This is a genomic window from Streptomyces venezuelae (assembly GCF_008642375.1).
Taxonomy (GTDB): Bacteria; Actinomycetota; Actinomycetes; order Streptomycetales; family Streptomycetaceae; genus Streptomyces; species Streptomyces venezuelae_G.
This window is the reverse complement of record NZ_CP029194.1, coordinates 7863721-7880434: the sequence shown is the minus strand read 5'-3', so window position 1 is coordinate 7880434 and position 16714 is coordinate 7863721. Positions and strand designations below refer to the sequence as shown.

General features: G+C 70.9%; 13 protein-coding genes and 1 pseudogene. 6 read left to right on the top strand and 8 right to left on the bottom strand.

Translation table 11 applies throughout. The features are described 5' to 3' along the window. Positions 1–28 precede the first annotated feature (28 nt). From DEJ46_RS35845 to DEJ46_RS35825, 5 genes are all read right to left on the bottom strand, one after another. The gene (locus tag DEJ46_RS35845) at positions 29–1468 is read right to left on the bottom strand and encodes a GH1 family beta-glucosidase (protein ID WP_150273112.1); all 1440 of its coding nucleotides are present in this window, start codon (positions 1466–1468) and stop codon (positions 29–31) included. A gap of 54 nt (positions 1469–1522) precedes the next feature. Then, a complete protein-coding gene (locus DEJ46_RS35840) occupies positions 1523–2431 on the bottom strand; it encodes a carbohydrate ABC transporter permease (RefSeq protein WP_150273110.1) in 909 nt (302 codons plus the stop codon). 13 nt (positions 2432–2444) lie between these two features. Beyond that, entirely contained in the window at positions 2445–3449 is a 1005-nt protein-coding gene (locus tag DEJ46_RS35835; RefSeq protein ID WP_150273108.1) for a carbohydrate ABC transporter permease, read from the bottom strand. A 117-nt stretch (positions 3450–3566) separates the two neighbouring features. Then, positions 3567–4877 carry an ABC transporter substrate-binding protein gene (locus tag DEJ46_RS35830; RefSeq protein ID WP_150273106.1) on the bottom strand — a complete coding sequence of 437 codons (1311 nt, stop codon included), beginning with the start codon at positions 4875–4877 and terminating at the stop codon, positions 3567–3569. A 345-nt stretch (positions 4878–5222) separates the two neighbouring features. Further along, complete coding sequence (locus DEJ46_RS35825) at positions 5223–6236, bottom strand: LacI family DNA-binding transcriptional regulator (protein ID WP_150273104.1); 1014 nt, start codon at positions 6234–6236, stop codon at positions 5223–5225. 362 nt (positions 6237–6598) lie between these two features. Between DEJ46_RS35825 and DEJ46_RS35820 the strand changes: the two genes are divergently transcribed. Further along, positions 6599–7564: a glycoside hydrolase family 6 protein gene (locus tag DEJ46_RS35820; RefSeq protein WP_150273102.1), complete on the top strand. Its 966-nt coding sequence runs from the start codon at positions 6599–6601 to the stop codon at positions 7562–7564. A 94-nt stretch (positions 7565–7658) separates the two neighbouring features. Next, positions 7659–8939: a glycoside hydrolase family 6 protein gene (locus DEJ46_RS35815; RefSeq protein WP_150273100.1), complete on the top strand. Its 1281-nt coding sequence runs from the start codon at positions 7659–7661 to the stop codon at positions 8937–8939. Positions 8940–9013: 74 nt separating this feature from the next. On the opposite strand, the pseudogene DEJ46_RS35810 reads toward DEJ46_RS35815, so the two are convergent. Next, positions 9014–9229, bottom strand: a pseudogene (locus tag DEJ46_RS35810) (universal stress protein); the annotation flags it as partial. 445 nt (positions 9230–9674) lie between these two features. On the opposite strand from DEJ46_RS35810, the gene DEJ46_RS35805 reads away from it, so the two are divergent. From DEJ46_RS35805 to DEJ46_RS35790, 4 genes are all read left to right on the top strand, one after another. Then, positions 9675–11837: a glycoside hydrolase family 9 protein gene (locus tag DEJ46_RS35805; RefSeq protein ID WP_150273098.1), complete on the top strand. Its 2163-nt coding sequence runs from the start codon at positions 9675–9677 to the stop codon at positions 11835–11837. A 97-nt stretch (positions 11838–11934) separates the two neighbouring features. Next, the gene (locus tag DEJ46_RS35800; RefSeq protein ID WP_223835349.1) at positions 11935–12159 is read left to right on the top strand and encodes a hypothetical protein; all 225 of its coding nucleotides are present in this window, start codon (positions 11935–11937) and stop codon (positions 12157–12159) included. A 109-nt stretch (positions 12160–12268) separates the two neighbouring features. Beyond that, positions 12269–13042 (top strand): IclR family transcriptional regulator, encoded by a 774-nt coding sequence (locus DEJ46_RS35795; RefSeq protein ID WP_150273096.1) that lies wholly within the window; start codon positions 12269–12271, stop codon positions 13040–13042. Continuing rightward, positions 13039–13884: an SMP-30/gluconolactonase/LRE family protein gene (locus DEJ46_RS35790; RefSeq protein ID WP_150273094.1), complete on the top strand. Its 846-nt coding sequence runs from the start codon at positions 13039–13041 to the stop codon at positions 13882–13884. Before DEJ46_RS35795 ends, DEJ46_RS35790 begins: the two co-directional genes overlap by 4 nt. A 54-nt stretch (positions 13885–13938) precedes the next feature. Here DEJ46_RS35790 and mmsB read toward each other — a convergent pair whose 3' ends face one another. Both mmsB and mmsA read right to left on the bottom strand, forming a co-directional pair. Then, the gene (mmsB, locus tag DEJ46_RS35785; RefSeq protein WP_150273092.1) at positions 13939–15159 is read right to left on the bottom strand and encodes a multiple monosaccharide ABC transporter permease; all 1221 of its coding nucleotides are present in this window, start codon (positions 15157–15159) and stop codon (positions 13939–13941) included. After that, complete coding sequence (gene mmsA / locus DEJ46_RS35780; protein ID WP_150273090.1) at positions 15149–16711, bottom strand: multiple monosaccharide ABC transporter ATP-binding protein; 1563 nt, start codon at positions 16709–16711, stop codon at positions 15149–15151. Before mmsA ends, mmsB begins: the two co-directional genes overlap by 11 nt. Positions 16712–16714: the final 3 nt, after the last annotated feature.

Sequence of the window (16714 nt, the reverse complement as noted above, 5' to 3'; positions counted from 1 at the left end):
GCCGAAACTTTCGAAACCCTGCCGGAGCTCAGAGAGCGGGCACCGAGTTCGCGCCGATGGCCCTGGCGTACCAGCGGGCACTGGCCTTCGGGGTGCGCAGCTGGGTGGCGTAGTCGACGTGGACGACTCCGAAGCGCTTCTCGTATCCGTACGCCCACTCGAAGTTGTCGAGGAGGGACCAGAGGAAGTAGCCGCGTACGTCGGCACCGTCGCCGATGGCCTGGTGGACGGCGGCGAGGTGGCGGTGGAGGTAGTCGATCCGGTCGTGGTCGTGGATCTGGCCGTCCGCCGTGAGTGCGTCGGGGAAGGCGGCGCCGTTCTCGGTGATCGCCAGGGGGAGGCCGGGGTGGGCACGGGATGTGGCCATGAGGAGGTCGTACAGACCGGTGGGGTCGATGCTCCAGCCCATGTCGGTGGTATCGCCGGGCGGGAGGTGGAAGTTGACGTCCTCGGAGCCGGGCCACGGGGAGTGGTCGCTCTCGCCGTGGGCGTGGTTGACCGCTGCCGTTCCCGGAGTGGGAGCCGAGACCACGGCGGGGGTGTAGTAGTTGATGCCGAGGAGGTCGATGGAGGCGGCGATGGCGGCCTCGTCCCCGGGCCTGACGAGGGTGTTCCAGTCGACGACGTGAGCGGTGTCGGCGAGGAGGTCCGCAGGATAGCCGCCGGAGAACATCGGGCCGGTGAAGACGCGGTTGCCGACGGCGTCGATGCGGCGGGCCGCGTCGAGGTCGGCGGGATCCGTGGTGAGCGGGCGGACCTGGTGAAGGTTGAGGGAGGCCGCGACCTGGGCGTGGGCGGGCAGTGCCGCACGCAGGGCGGCGGTGGCGCGACCGTGGCCGAGGTTCAGGTGATGGGCGGCGCGCAGGGCGTCGGCAGGGTCGGTACGGCCGGGAGCATGGACGCCGGAGCCGTAGCCGAGGAAGGCCGAGCACCACGGTTCGTTGAGGGTCGTCCACAGCGCGACCCGGTCGCCGAGGGCCTCGGCCGCCAGGATGGCGTACTCGCCGAAGCGTTCGGCGGTCTCGCGTGCCGTCCAGCCGCCGGTCTCCTCCAGCGCCTGGGGGAGGTCCCAGTGGTAGAGGGTGGCCACCGGCTGGATGCCGGCGTCGAGGAGTTCGTCGACGAGCCGGCGGTAGAAGTCGAGGCCGGCGGAGTTGGCGGGGCCCCGGCCGCCGGGCTGGATGCGGGACCAGGACAGGGAGAAGCGGTAGGCCTGGAGTCCGAGCTCGGACATCAGGGTGACGTCCGTGCGGTAGCGGTGGTAGTGGTCGCAGGCGATGTCGCCGGTGTCTCCGTTCGCGACCTTGCCGGCGGTGCGGGAGAAGGTGTCCCAGATGGACGGTGTTCGGCCGTCCTCGGCCGCGGCGCCCTCGATCTGGTAGGCGGCGGTGGCCGCGCCCCACAGGAAGCCCGGCGGGAAGGGCAGTCGGCGGACGGCGGCTGGGGCGGTGACGGGGGTTGCGGGCATGACGAAGTCTCCCTTTGGCGGAGGTTGTCGGACGAGAGAGGAAGAGCGCGGAGGTCAGCCCTTGATGGCGCCCTGGGTGATGCCGCCGACGATGTGGCGGCCGAAGAGGGCGAAGACCAGGAGGAGAGGCAGGGTGCCCATGAGTGCTCCGGCGGTGATGACGGACCAGTCGGTGGACCAGCCGGTGCCCAGTCCGGCGAGGGCGACCTGGACGGTGGGGTTGGTGGAGCCGTTCATGACGATGATCGGCCAGAGGAAGTCGTTCCAGGACTGGACGAAGGTGAGCATGCCCAGGACCGCCATCGCCGGGCGGGCGACGGGAAAGACGACGTGCCAGATGACACGCAGGGAGTTGGCGCCGTCGACGCGGGCGGCTTCGAGGAGCTCGGAGGGCAGCGCCTGGGACAGGAACTGGCGCATGAAGAAGACGCCGAAGGCGGTGACGAGGACGGGCAGGATCAGCGCCCCGAGGTGATTCCCCAGCCCCAGGTTCTTGGTGAGGATGAACAGGGGTACGACGCTGAGCTGCGCGGGCACGGCGAGGGTGGACAGGACGAGCCCGAGCAGGACCTTCTTCCCCCGGAAGCGGAGCTTGGCGAAGGCGTATCCCGCGAGGACCGAGAAGGTCACCGTGCTGACGGTGACGGCTCCGGCGACGAACGTGGAGTTGAGCAGGGCGACGCCCATGCCGCGCCCGCCGGCGTTGTGCCATACGTAGCCGAGGTTGTCGAAGAGGTTGCCGCCGGGCAGCATCGGAGGCGGGCTGGAGACGACGGCGTGGCTGTCGGTGGAGGCCGCGACCAGAGTCCAGTACAGCGGGAACAGCGAGGCCAGGGCCGCGAGTGCCAGGACGATGTGTGCGATTCTCCCGGCCCGGTGCTGGCCACCGGCCCTGCCGGCGCGGGCGGACGGCCGCGTCGCCGCGTGGTGACGACTTTCGGGGACGGATGCGGTGGTGGTCATGTCGTACTCCACGTCACTGGGAGCCGCGCAGGCGGCGGGTGATCAGCGCGTTGACGAGCCCGATGAGCAGCAGCAGGCCGAACATGATCCAGGCGACCGCGCTGGCGCGCCCGAGCATGCTGGAGTGGAATCCCTGGTCGTACATGAGGATGCCGAGGGTCTCGTACTGGTGGTCGGTTCCGCCCTGGTGGCCGCTCTGGCCGCCGAACAGGTAGGGCTCGCCGAAGAGTTGGGTGGCACCGATGGTCGAGACGATCACGGTGAACAGGATCGTTGGGCGCAGGGCGGGGATGGTGACGTGCAGGAACTGCTGCCACCGGCTGGCGCCGTCCAGGGCGGCGGCCTCGTACAGTTCGCGCGGCACGGCCTGCATGGCCGCGAGGTAGATGAGGGCGTTGTAGCCGGTCCAGCGCCAGGTGACGATCACGGAGATCGCGAACTGCGAGCTCCAGCGGCCGGCCTCCCAGTGCACGGGCCCTGCGCCGAACAGGCCGAGGAGCCAGTTGGCCATGCCGCCCTCGGGGCTGAAGATCAGGGCGAAGACGAGCGTGGCGGCGGCGACGGACGTCGCGTACGGAGCGAGCAGCGCCGTGCGCAGGAATCCGCGGGCGCGGAGCCGGTAGTTGAGAAGGTGGGCGAGGCCCAGCGCCATCAGCAGCTGGGGGACGGTGGACAGCACCCCCAGGGTGAAGGTGTTGAGCAGGGCGTTCCAGAAGTAGTGGCTGACCTGGCCGGTGAACAGATCCGTGTAGTTGCGCAGGCCTACCCACTCGGCGCGGTCGACGTTGTAGAGGCTCACCCGGTGGAAGGAGAGCCACCCGGTGTAGAGCAGCGGGAAGAGGCCGAAGGCGGCGAAGACGAGGAAGAAGGGCGCGACGAGGGCGTACGGCGTGCCCTTGGTGTCCCAGCGGTGCAGGCGGCTGCGCCAGGCCACGGGTCCGGCGGGGCGGGCCGGGGGCGGCTGGGTGTCCTGCCGGCCTGCGGGGCCGTTGCGGCTGGGTGCGGTCGTGGAGGCCACGGGCGGGTTCCTTCGGTGGTCACGGCCGGTCGCGTCGGTACGGGGAAGGGGCGGCCGGTCCCCCGGTGACCGGCCGCCGCCTCCCCCGCGGCGGCGGCCGGGGAGGGGCGGGAAGGGTTACTGGATGGTGCTGTCGATCTGGCGCACGGTGGCGTTCCAGGCCTCTTCCGGGTTCTTGCCGTTCTGCTCCATGAGCAGGACGCCGGTGCCGAACGCCCCGGTCAGGTCGCCCGCGCGGGGGCCGGTCTCGGCCGGCTTGATGGCCTGGGCGGCGGTGGAGAAGATCCGGCCGGTGGCGGCGTCGGGGCCGATGTACGCGTTCTTGTAGTCGACGACGCCCGGCAGGTCGTAGGCGGCCTGGTTGGCGGGGATGTTGCCGACCTTCTGGAAGACCTTCGCCTGCTGCTCGGGCGCGGTGAGCCAGGCCACGAGCTTCTTGGCCTCGTCGACGTGCTTGCCGGAGGCGGGCACTGCAAGGAAGGAGCCGCCCCAGTTGCCGGCGGCCGGGGGCTGGGCGATGTTCCACTTGCCCTTGTTGGCGGGGCCGGAGAACTGCTGGATGTTGGCCTGCTGCCAGGAGGGGCAGACCGTGGTGGCGAAGGAGGACTTGGAGAACGCGGTCTGCCAGGGGGTGTCGAACATCTTCAGGCCCTGGCTGGTCTTGCCCTGAACGGCCTTGACCGCCAGGTCCCAGGCGGTCTTGACGCTGGCCGAGTCCTTGTAGGCGAGCTTGCCGTCCTTGTAGTACTGGACGGGGCTGCTGGAGACGACGGCGTTGAACAGTCCGCCGGCGCTGTCCATGAAGTAGGTGCCCTGGGGCGCCTTGGCCTGGTACCGCTTGCCCGCCTCGACGAACTTCGCCCAGTCGCCCGCCCACAGCTTGCCGACCGCGGCGGGGTCGGAGGGCAGACCCGCGGCCTTGAACAGGTCCTGGCGGTAGCAGATGGCCATCGGACCGACGTCGGTGCCGAGGCCGATCGTCTTGCCGTCGGCGGTGGTGGCCTGGTCCCACTTCCAAGGCAGGTAGTCCTTCTTGTCGACGCCGGGGGCGTCGGACAGGTCGGCGAAGGCGCCGGCGAGATCCTCGGAGGTGGCCAGGGAGATGCGGCCGACTTCGAGGGCCTGGACGTCGTCGAGACCTCCGCCGGAGAGCCGGGTCTGCAGGGCGGTCCAGTAGTTGCCCTCGACGGTCGTCGGGTTCTCCTTGATGGTGATCCCGGGGTGCTGCTTCATGTACGCGTCGTACAGACCGGCCTCCTTGTACCCGAAGGTCCCGAAGGTCCCGACGGTCAGGGTGATCTTCCCGTCGGCGGAGACGGACCCGGTGTCGGAGGACGAGCAGCCGGTGAGGGCGAGCGTGAAGGCCACGGCCGCGGAGGCGAGGACGGCGGAGCGGGTGCGGACGCGCGGCACGGACGAGCGGGACATGGCATCTCCTCGATACGTCAACGGGGTTGAGGGGTGTGCGCCGGGCAGAGCCTCGCCTCATCGGCGGTCGGCTCAGGGGGCGGCCTTCGAAGGCCGGGGCCAGAACACGTTCTGGGGCGTGCTTCCCGGATTGGGAGCGCTCCCAAAAGATGGCATCGAAACCCTGCCGCCCCTTTGACGGCCTGTCAAGGGTCGTCTGCAGGGGGCGACAGGGCACTGCTCGCGGGGGGGAGCACAGGGGTGAGTGCAGGGGTGTGCGCAGGGATGCGCACAGAGGCGTACGCAGTGGATAGCGCAGGAATGAGCGCAGGGGCGACCGCGAGGGGGCGACCGCAGGGTGTCCCGTCAGGCGCTGGCGCGGGCGACCAGGCGCGTGGGCAGGATCAGCGGGGTGGGGGCCTGTCCGTTGATGAGCGCGACGAGCATGCGCGCCATCTCCCGTCCGAGACCCTCTATGGGCTGGTGGACCGTGGTCAGCGGCGGGTCGGATATCCGGGCCACGGCAAGATCGTCGAAGCCGACCACGGCGATGTCACCGGGGACCGGCCGGCCGGCCTCGCGCAGCGTGCGCAGCGCGCCGACTGCCATGTTGTCACTGGCGGCGAACACCCCTTCCAGGTCGGGGTGGTCGGCCAGCAGGGCGGCCATGGCGTCGGCTCCGCTGGACTCGGTGAAGTCGCCGGCCTCCGGCGGGTACGGTTCGAGGCCCGCCGCCAGCATGGCGTCCCGGTAGCCGCGGTACCGGGCGCGCCCGACCTCGGTGTCCAGACGTCCGCAGATGGTGGCCACACGGGTCCGGCCGGCCGAGATCAGGTGCTCGGTCGCCGCACGCGCTCCGCCGATGTTGTCGACGTCCACGTACCACCGGGGGTCTAAACCGATGGGGCGCCCGCCGAACACGACGGGCATCTCCGCCTCCTGGGCCATGTGGGCCAGCGGGTCGTCCTGGCGCAGCGCCATCAGCATCACGCCGTCGGCGCCCTTGGACCTCAGAAGCTGCTCCACTCTCCTGCGACCGCGGTCGGAGGCGGCCAGGCACAACATCAGATGCAGATCGGCGTCTTCCAGTGCGGCCGAGGCCCCCACGATCACCTGGGCGAAGAACGGATCCGCGAAGATCGACGGATCCTCACCCGAGACGACCAGGGCCGCCGCGCCGGTCTGACGTGTCGCCAGCGCACGGGCTGTCGGATTCGGTACGTAGTCGAGCCGGTGGACGGCCCGTTCGACCGCCTCGCGTTTGGCGCGGCTGACGTGCGGGGCGTTGTTGAGCACGCGGGATGCCACCGACCGCGAGACACCGGCCAGTTCGGCCACTTCGTCGAGTGTCGACTGCCGGCGTGGCACACCTTCAGCCATGATCTGCCTTCCTGTCGCGCTCTGAACTGATGGAAGACTGGGAGCGCTTCCAGTTCCAGGACTGTAAAGCCTTCTTGCCGCCATGTGAAGTGCGGGTTACATGACGGCTCTTGACAGTGCCTGGCGGTGCGTCACACGATACGGCCACACCCCAGGGATACGGAGCATGCACTGGAACCGCTTCCAGTGGGAGCGCTTCCACGCATCCCCCGCAGGTCCGAGTCGAGCTGTTGTCCCTGCTGTCCCCGCCCGTGTGCCACCACCGCAAGGGGACGCCGTACCACCGCACTTCCTCAGTGCGTCGCGGGCTCCGGACGAGAGACCGCGCGACGCGTCCGCCGTCAGGAAACCGAGGTACCGTCATGCGCCGCAGAATCCGCACCCTCGTGGCAGCCCTTTCCGCGCTGCCGTTGGCGCTCGCCGTCGCGCCGTCCGCCCACGCGGCGGACCCGACCACCATGACCAGCGGGTTCTACGTGGACCCGAACTCCAGCGCGAAGCAGTGGGTCGCCGCCAACCCTGGTGACGGCCGAGCGCCCGCGATCAACGCATCGCTCGCCAACACCCCCATGGCCCGCTGGTTCGGCTCCTGGAGCGGCACCATCGGCACGGCCACCGGTGCGTACGTGGGGGCGGCGGACCACTCCGACAAGCTGCCCGTGCTCGTCGCCTACAACATCTACAACCGCGACACGTGCGGCGGGCACTCCGGAGGCGGCGCCGCCTCCCCGTCCGCCTACGCGACCTGGATCGCGCAGTTCGCCGGCGGGATCGCCGGCCGCCCGGCCGCCGTCGTCCTCGAACCGGACTCCATCGCGGACTACGGCTGCCTGAACCAGGCGCAGATCCGCGAACGCCAGAGCATGATCAGCGGAGCGCTCGCCGAGTTCAACCGCCAAGCGCCCAACACCTGGGTCTATCTCGACGCCGGCAACCCCGGCTGGGTGAGCGCGGCGACGATGGCCCAGCGCCTCCACGAAGCCGGCCTCCGGCAGGCCCACGGCTTCTCCCTCAACATCTCCAACTACTACACCACCGCGCAGAACACCGCCTACGGCAACGCGGTCAACAGCGAACTGGCCGCCCGCTTCGGCTACACCAAGCCGTTCGTCGTCGACACCAGCCGGAACGGCAACGGCTCCAACGGCGAATGGTGCAACGCCGCGGGCCGCCGCATCGGTACCCCCACCCGGCTGGGAGGCGGCGCGGAGATGCTCCTGTGGATCAAGGCCCCGGGCGAGTCCGACGGCAACTGCGGCGTCGGAGCAGGATCCTCGGCCGGACAGTTCCTCCCCGAGGCCGCCTACAAGATGATCTACGGCTACTGACCCCTGACTCCTGTGGCCCGGTTCCCGCCGCCCCGCGACCGGGCCACAGGCACCGCAGCCCCGCCCCTCATCCATCCTTCGACCAGGAGCCCTCATGAAGCCACGCAGCCTACGGCGCCGTGCGACCGCCGTCCTCGCGGCGCTCGCGGCCTGTGCCACCCTCACCGCGACGCAGGGGCAGGCACAGGCCGCGCCCTCCGGGGACGTGATCACCCCGACCACCCGGTTCTACGTGGACCCGCACAGCAAGGCCGCGGAGCAGGCTCTCGCCGACCTCAGGGAGGGCGACTTCGCGAACGCCGTGAACATGGCCAAGCTCGCGAGCTGGCCGCAGGCCGAGTGGTTCACCGAAGGCACGCCCGACGAGGTGCGGGGCAAGGTGAGAACTCTCGTCCGAGAGGCCCGGGCGGTGAACCGGACCCCCGTCCTGGTCGCCTACAACGTGCCGGGCCGGGACTGCACCCAGTACTCCAGCGGCGGAGCCGCGTCCTCGGCCGCCTACCGGCAGTGGATCGACGCCTTCGCCGCCGGTATCGGCGACAGCAGGGCGGTCGTCGTGGTCGAGCCCGACGGCCTGGCCCTCCTCCCCAGGGACTGCGGGCCGGCCGTCGACCCGACCGGCGAACTCACGGCGACCCGCATCGCCGATCTCGCCTACGCCGTCAGGACCATCAAGTCCAAGGCCCGCACCGCGGTCTACCTGGACGCGGGCAACGTCCTGTGGCGGCCCGTCGGTGACATGGCGCGGCGGTTGCTGGACGCCGGCGTCCGGTACAGCGACGGCTTCGCCCTCAACGTGTCCAACACCCACCCCACCGACCACAACGCCAGGTACGGCACCTGGATCGCGAAGTGCATGTGGTTCGCCACCGAAGGACCCGAGGAGGCGCGCGGCCACACCGACTGGTGCGCCACGCAGTACTACTCGCCCGCCGCACCCAACGACGGCTCCCCCGGCAACGCCGTCGACTCCGCGAATCCCGCCACCTGGCGCTGGACCGACGCATGGTTCGACCAGAGCATGGGCACCCCGCCCACCGACGCGCTGCACCACTTCGTCATCGACACCAGCCGCAACGGTCTGGGCGCCTGGACCCCGGAGCCCGGCAAGTACAGCGGGGACCCGGAGATCTGGTGCAACGCGCCCGGCCGTGGCCTCGGCCCGCGTCCCACCGCCGACACCGGCGTCCCGCTCGTCGACGCCTACCTGTGGGTCAAGATCCCCGGTGAGTCCGACGGCTCCTGCACACGCAACACCGGGGGCACCATCGACCCCGAGTACGGCATCGTCGACCCGCCCGCCGGAACCTGGTGGCCCGCCCAGGCCCACACGCTCGCCCGCAACGCGGCACCGCGCCTGACGCTCAACCGCTGAGCTCAGTCCCTGCCCGGGGAGTCGGCTCGCCCCCGCGCCCGGGGCGGCTCGGGCCGGACGACCAGCGCCGGTCAGGGGGCGTGGTCGACGACGAAGCGTGCGGCGGGGCCGAGGCCGTGCGGACCGAGATGGGTGCGGTCGCCGTACCGGGCCAGGATCAGCAGGCCTCATCCGTCGGCTGCGGCGAGGACCTCGCGCTCGACGCGCCCGGTGCGCTCGGTACGGACGCAGGGGCGGCCCAGACGGTCGGCGGCGTCCTGGAGCAACTGCCGCCCGGAGGCGGCGGCGAGGCTCGCGGGTACCGCGTACACGCCGAGCCGGGTGAACTCCTTCAGCTCCACTTCACCGTCGTGGCAGGGCCGCGGACAGCGCCTCCGTGAGCTGGGCGTCCAGGATCGGATCCTTCCGTGGTGGCGGACGGGCCGTCCGCACCGTCCAGCCGAACGCCACGCCCTGCGACTTCGCGCCCCGCCCACTGGGCTGGTGGCCGACTTCTCGCTGCTCCGGTCGAGCCCGTTGACCGTGTCGAGAGGCGTCGTTACTGTGCGCTCGAGATCTCCGGCCTATCGACCGGTGCTCGACACTCCGTCACCTGGGAGCGCTCCCACGCCCCATGTGCCAGGGCATGGACCCCGCCGCCTGGGGCGACTGCCTCCGCCTGCCCCGGCGGATGGGCCTGCTCACCCGGACCGACTCCCCCTGCCGACCGACCACGACGCCACACAGGAGCCGCTCATGCCCCGCACCAATCCGACGTTACGCCGCCCTCTACGCCTCTCCACCGCGCTGCTGGCCGGGACCCTCCTCGTCGGCGTTCTCACGACCGCACCGGCCGCCGTGGGCGCCACCGCCTCCGCGGCGGCGACCACGGCCGTACGGGTCAACCAGGTCGGCTATCTGCCGGACGGCCCCAAGCGCGCCACCGTCGTCACCACGGCGACGGGCCCGCTCGCCTGGCAGCTGCGGAACGCGTCCGGGGCGGTGGTCGCCTCGGGCTCGACCGTCCCGCACGGCGCCGACGCCCCCTCCGGTCAGTCCGTCCAGGTGGCCGACTTCTCCTCGTACCGGAGCACGGGCTCGGGATACGTCCTGGCGGTGGACGGCAGCGGCAGCGCCCCCTTCGACATCCGCGCGGACCTCTACGACACGCTGCGCTCCGACTCGATGGCGTTCTTCCACCACCAGCGCAGCGGCATCTCCATCGATGCCTCCCTCGTCGGTTCCGCCTACGCGCGCCCGGCCGGACACCTCGGCGTCGCCCCCAACAAGGGCGACACCTCCGTCCCCTGCCAGGCCACCGTGTGCGACTACACCCAAGACGTCAGGGGCGGCTGGTACGACGCGGGCGACCACGGCAAGTACGTGGTGAACGGCGGCATATCCACCTGGCTGGTCGTCAACTCCTTCGAGCGCGCCAAGCGCACGGGCAAGGACGCGGCGCTGGGCGACTCCACCCTGCGCGTACCCGAGCGCGGCAACGGCGTGCCGGATGTCCTCGACGAGGCGCGGTGGGAGCTCGACTTCCTGATGCGTATGCAGGTGCCCGAGGACAAGCAGTACGCGGGCATGGCGTTCCACAAGATCCACGACGCGGCCTGGACCGGTATGCCGATGCGCCCCGAACAGGACGCCCAGCCGCGCGAGCTGCACCGCCCGTCCACGGCGGCGACCCTCAACCTCGCCGCGGCGGCAGCGCAGTGCGCCCGGGTCTTCCGGCCGTACGACTCCGCGTACGCCGACCGCTGCCTGTCGTCGGCCCGCCGTGCCTGGACCGCGGCGCAGGCGAACCCGGCGCTGTACGCGCCGGATTCGGACGGCACGGGCGGCGGTGCCTACGGGGACGCACAGGTCACCGACGAGTTCTACTGGGCGGCCGCCGAGTTGTACGCGGCGACCGGTGAGGGCGCCTACCGGGACGCGGTGACCTCCTCGCCCTGGCACACCTCCGCCACCGCCTTCACCCCCTACGGCTTCGGCTGGGCGGACACGGCCGCGCTCGGCCGGCTCGTCCTGGCCACGGCGCCCACCGGGCTGCCGGCCACCGACGTCGCCCGGGTCCGTTCCTCGGTGACCGCTGCCGCCGACGGCTATCTCGCCAGGATGACCGCCCAGGGGTACGCGGTGCCCGTCCCGGCGGACGGGTACTTCTGGGGCTCCAACGGCGAGGTCGCCAACGACGCGGTCGTCATGGCCGTCGCCGGGGAGCTGACCGGCGACGGGCGCTACCGCGCCGGCGCGCTGGAGACCATGGACTACCTGCTCGGTCGTAACGCCCTCGGTCTGTCGTACGTGACCGGCTACGGCGAGACGTCCGCGCAGAACCAGCACCACCGCTTCTGGGCGCATCAGCTGGACTCCTCGCTGCCCCACCCGCCGGCCGGCTCGCTCGCGGGCGGCCCCAACAGCGCGCTCCAGGACCCCGTGGCGGAGGAGAAGCTGACCGGCTGCGCCCCCGCCGCCTGCTACGTCGACGACATCGGCTCGTACTCGACCAACGAGGTGGCGGTCAACTGGAACGCCCCGCTGGCCTGGCTCGCCGCCTACGCCGCCGAGCGGACCTCCACCGGCGGGGAACCGCCCACCGCTGCCTGCGCGGTGACGTACACGGTGAACAGCGTCTGGAGCACCGGCTTCACCGCGACGGTCACCGTCGGGAACACCGGCCCGACGGCCGTGGACGGATGGCAGCTGGCCTGGACCTACCCGTCCGGCCAGCGCGTCACGAGCGCCTGGAACGCGACCGTCACCCAGAACGGCACCGCCCACAGTGCCCGTAACGCCGACTGGAACCGGACGATCGCCCCCGGCGCGACCGCGAGCTTCGGAGTCCAGGGAACGCACAGCGGCACCAACCCCTCCCCCACGGCCTTCGCGCTCAACGGGAACGCCTGCGCCTGATCCGCTGCCGGCCGGGCCGGGCGGAATCGTCCGCCCGGCCCGGCCGGCGCCGCAAGGAGAATGCAGCACGGCCCACAGCCGCGGCCCCGGTACCCGCGTGGACGGCAGAAGCGCCGGCCCGACCGGCCGGACCCCGTACCAGCAGTTCAACACCGCCTTCGCACCGGACCACACCCGGCAGAACATCCGCCTCACCCCCGCCTTCCTCAAGGCGGTCAAGGGCGGCACACGCGTGAAACTCACGTTTCACTTCTGGAGCGGCGCCACCACGACGTACCACCTGACCAGGTCGGGAGGCACGGTGACCGGCGCGACATCCTGAAGACCCGACGTGTTCGAATGACCTCCTGACAGGGGTGGCGTCGGTCAGTAGCCTGTGTCCGTCATTCCGGTCGGCTGTTGATATGTCGAACACGAAGGAGGGGGCGGGCGTGGGACGTCTCGTACCTGCCGTGGCCCGGGCCCTGGACGTCCTGGAGCTCTTCCTCGACGGGGACGGCACGTACTCGACCCCCGAGATCGTGCGCCGTCTCCGGCTGCCTCGCACCACGGTCCACGAGCTGGTGACCACGCTGACCGCCCGCTCGTACCTGGTGCCGGTCCCGGAGCAGCCCGGGCGCTACCGGCTCGGCGTGCGGCCGTACCAGCTCGGCAGTCGGTACGCCGAGCAGCTCGACCTCGCCGCCGAGGGCGGGCAGGTGGCCCGCGCCGTCGCCGGGACCTGCGACGAGACGGTGCACGTCGCCGTCCTGGAGGGTACGGACGTCATCTACATCGCCAAGGTGGACTCCACACACGCCGTGCGCATGGTCTCGGCCGCCGGCCGTCGCCTCCCCGCGCACTGCACGTCCGTCGGCAAGATGCTGCTGGCCTCGCTCCCCGAGGAGGAACTGGCGGGCCGCATCCCCGACGGCGCCGAACTGGCCGCGATGACCCCGGACAGCGTCACCGACCCGGCCGCGCTGCGCGCGGCGCTGGCCGAGGTACGGCGGCGCGGCATCGCCCTGGAGAGCCGCGAATCCAATCCGGACGTCAGTTGCGTGGCCGCCCCCGTGCGCGACCGGTCCGGCCGGGTGGTCGCCGCCCTGTCGATCTCCGTGCCGATGATCCGCTGGAGCGAGGCGCGCCGCGCCGAGCTGGAGGAGCTGGCCGTCAAGGGCGCCGAGGAGCTCTCCGTGCGGCTCGGCCACCGGGGAGCGGCATGATCGAGATCGCGGTACGAGAGCATGCCGCGCTCGGCGAGGGCCCTACCTGGGATCCGGCCGCCGGGCGGCTGATCTGGGTCGACATCCTGAGCTCCCGGGTGCACACGTACGACCCGGCGTCCGGGCGCCGCACCGTCCTCGCCACCGAGCAGCACGTGGGCGCGGCCAAGCCGCGCACGGAGGGCGGGCTCGTCGTCAACCTCCGTGACGGCGTGGGGATTTACGACGCCCTGGGGGCCTTCAGCTGGCTGCACCACGAGCCTGTGCCCGGCCGCCGGGGCAACGACGCCGCCGTGGCCCCCGACGGGGCACTGTGGGCGGGCACCATGCGCTACGACGAGGCTCCGCGCGGCGGCACCCTGTCCCGCGTGGCGCCCGACGGCACGGTCCACCCGGTCCTCGGCGATGTCGCCGTCAGCAACGGCACCGGCTGGAGCCCCGACGGGCGGCGGATGTACTACATCGACTCGCCGACCCGCCGCGTCGACGTCTTCGACGTCGATCCCGCGAACGCGGCCGCGGTGAACCGCCGCCCCTTGGCCGTCATCGAGGACGGCGCCGGCTTTCCCGACGGGCTCACCGTCGACGCCGACGGCTGTGTGTGGGTGGCGTTGTGGGACGGCGGGGCACTGCGCCGCTACACGCCGTCCGGGACACTCGACCGGATCCTGCCGCTGCCCGTACGCCGGCCCACGGCCTGCGCGTTCGGCGGGCCGGGCCTCACCGACCTGTACGTGACGACGGCACGGACCGGCCTGGACCGTCCGCACCCGATGTCCGGCTCCCTGCTCGTCGTGCCCGGCGTGGGACAGGGTCTTCCCCAACCTCTTTTCGGGGGCTGAGGACATGACGAGGGGCGGCCCTCCCACAGGCCGCCCCTCGCCGTCCGGGTACCGCTATGCGCCGACCCGCCGCTTGTTCCACACGTCGAAGCCGACCGCTGCCAGCAGCACGAGACCCTTGATGACCTGCTGCCAGTCGGTGCCGATGCCGACCAGGTTCATGCCGTTGTTCAACACGCCGAGCACCAGGCCACCGATGATGGCGCCGAGCACCGTGCCGACGCCGCCGCTCATCGACGCGCCGCCGATGAACGCGGCGGCGATGGCCTCCAGTTCGAAGTTGAGCCCGGCCTTCGGAGAGGCCGCGTTGAACCGGGCCGCGAAGACCAGACCGGCGAGTGCCGCCAGCATGCCCATGTTGAGGAACACCAGGAAGGTGACCTTCCGGTCCCTCACGCCGGACAGCTTGGCCGCAGGCAGGTTGCCACCGATCGCGTACACGTGGCGGCCGATGACCGCGTTGCGCATCAGGTAGCCGAAGCCGACCAGAAGCACCGCCAGGATCAGCAGCACCACCGGCGCGCCCTTGTAGCTCGCGAGCAGCAGCGTGAAGATCAGGACCGAGGCCGTCAGCGCGGCGAGCTTCACCGCGAACAGCTTCGCCGGCAGGATCTCCAGCGCGTACGCGCTCTGCCGGCGCCGTTCGCGGACCTCCTGGCGGATCACGACGGAGATCAGCACGAAGCCGAGCACCAAGGTCAGGTTGTGGTAGTTCGTGGCGGGGCCGACCTCGGGCAGGAAGCCGTTGGCGAGCTTCTGCAGGCTGTCGGGGAACGGACCCAGGGTCCGGCCCTCCAGGAAGACCTCGGTCAGGCCGCGGAAGACCAGCATGCCGGCGAGCGTGACGATGAACGACGGCATCCCGGCGTACGCGATGAGCAGTCCCTGGGCTGCGCCCGCCACGGCGCCGATGGCGAGGCAGAGCAGCGCCGCGACCGGCCATGGCAGGTCGTGCTGGACCATCAGTACGGCCGCCACGCCGCCGACGAACGCGGTGATCGAGCCGACGGACAGGTCGATGTGGCCGGCCACGATGACGATCATCATGCCGATCGCGAGGATCAGGATGTAGCTGTTCTGCAGCACCAGGTTGGACACGTTGCGCGGCAGCAGCAGGTCGCCGCCGGTCCACACCGCGAACAGCGCCACGATGACGCCGAGGGCGATCAGCATGCCGTACTGGCGCATGTTGCGGCGCATGCCGTCGAGCAGCGGCCGGGCCGTGCCCCCGGCCGGGCGGGACACCGGCTTCTCGGCCGTGACGTCAGCGCTCATCGTCGTTCTCCCTCGTGTCTTCCTTGGTCATGTGGCGCATCAGCACGTCCTGTGTCGCCTCCGAGCGGGGCACCTCGCCGGTGAGCCGGCCCGCTGCCATGGTGTAGATCCGGTCGCACATGCCGAGCAGTTCGGGCAGTTCGGAGGAGATGACGATCACCGCCTTGCCTTCGGCGGCCAGTTGGTCGATCACCATGTAGATCTCGTACTTGGCTCCGACGTCGATGCCCCGGGTCGGCTCGTCCAGGATCAGCACGTCAGGACCGACGAAGATCCATTTGCTGAGGACGACCTTCTGCTGGTTGCCGCCGGACAGGCGGCCCACCGGCTCGAAGACGGTGGGCGCCTTGATGTTCATGGAGGTACGGAACTCCTCGGCGACCCGCCGCTCCTCGTGGGCGTCGACCACACCGCGCCGGGCGACCCTGCCGAGTGCGCTGAGCGAGATGTTCCGCCCGATGGTGTCGATGAGGTTGAGGCCGTAGTGCTTGCGGTCCTCGGTGACGTAGGCGATGCCGTGCGCGACCGCCTCCGGGACGTTGCGGGTGCGGATCACCTCACCGTCCTTGAGGACCGTGCCGCCCCCGTACCGCCCGTACGAACGGCCGAAGACGCTCATCGCGAGCTCGGTGCGGCCCGCGCCCATGAGGCCCGCGATGCCGACTATCTCGCCACGCCGGACCGACAGCGAGACCCCGTCGACGACCTTGCGCTGCCGGTCGATCGGGTGGAGCACGGTCCAGTCGCGGATCTCCAGGGCCGGGGCGGTGCCCGGCTCGCCCGTGTACGGAGTACGTTCGGGAAAGCGGTGGTCCAGGTCCCGGCCGATCATGCCGCTGATGATGCGGTCCTCGCTGGTGGCCGGGTCCGTCACGTCGAGGGTCTCGATGGTCCGGCCGTCCCGGAGGATCGTCACCGTGTCGGCGACCCGCCGGATCTCGCCCAGCTTGTGCGAAATGATGATCGAAGTGATTCCTTGCTGCTTCAACTCCATTATGAGGTTCAGGAGTTGGCTGCTGTCCTCGTCGTTGAGAGCGGCGGTCGGCTCGTCCAGGACGAGCAGCTTCACCTCCTTCGACAGCGCCTTGGCGATCTCCACGAGCTGCTGCTTGCCGACGCCGATGTCCGCGACGCGGGTCTGCGGGTGCTCGTCGAGGCCGACCCGCTGCATCAGCCGGGCCGCCTCCTTGAGCGTCTCGTTCCAGCTGACGATCCCGCGCGAGGCGCGTTCGTTGCCGAGGAAGATGTTCTCGGCGATGGACAGGTACGGCACCAGCGCCAGCTCCTGGTGGATGATCACGATGCCGTGCCGTTCGCTCGCCCGGATGTCCCGGAAGCCGCAGGCGGCCCCCTCGAAGAGGATCTCCCCCTCGTAACTTCCGTGCGGGTGCACGCCGGAGAGGACTTTCATCAGGGTCGACTTGCCGGCGCCGTTCTCGCCGCAGAGGGCGTGGACCTCGCCCCGGCGGACCGTCAGCGTGACGTCCGACAGCGCCCGGACTCCGGGGAAGGTCTTGCCGATCGCACGCATCTCCAGGACGGGTCCCGTCATGGT

Excerpts from the sequence above, each read along its gene's own strand:
- DEJ46_RS35790 (WP_150273094.1), top strand. The coding sequence starts at position 13,039 with ATGATCGAGATCGCGGTACGAGAGCATGCCGCGCTCGGCGAGGGCCCT.
- DEJ46_RS35805 (WP_150273098.1), top strand. The coding sequence starts at position 9,675 with ATGCCCCGCACCAATCCGACGTTACGCCGCCCTCTACGCCTCTCCACC.
- DEJ46_RS35820 (WP_150273102.1), top strand. The coding sequence starts at position 6,599 with ATGCGCCGCAGAATCCGCACCCTCGTGGCAGCCCTTTCCGCGCTGCCG.
- DEJ46_RS35825 (WP_150273104.1), bottom strand. The coding sequence starts at position 6,236 with ATGGCTGAAGGTGTGCCACGCCGGCAGTCGACACTCGACGAAGTGGCC.
- DEJ46_RS35840 (WP_150273110.1), bottom strand. The coding sequence starts at position 2,431 with ATGACCACCACCGCATCCGTCCCCGAAAGTCGTCACCACGCGGCGACG.
- mmsA (WP_150273090.1), bottom strand. The coding sequence starts at position 16,711 with ATGACGGGACCCGTCCTGGAGATGCGTGCGATCGGCAAGACCTTCCCC.
- DEJ46_RS35830 (WP_150273106.1), bottom strand. The coding sequence starts at position 4,877 with ATGTCCCGCTCGTCCGTGCCGCGCGTCCGCACCCGCTCCGCCGTCCTC.
- mmsB (WP_150273092.1), bottom strand. The coding sequence starts at position 15,159 with ATGAGCGCTGACGTCACGGCCGAGAAGCCGGTGTCCCGCCCGGCCGGG.
- DEJ46_RS35815 (WP_150273100.1), top strand. The coding sequence starts at position 7,659 with ATGAAGCCACGCAGCCTACGGCGCCGTGCGACCGCCGTCCTCGCGGCG.
- DEJ46_RS35845 (WP_150273112.1), bottom strand. The coding sequence starts at position 1,468 with ATGCCCGCAACCCCCGTCACCGCCCCAGCCGCCGTCCGCCGACTGCCC.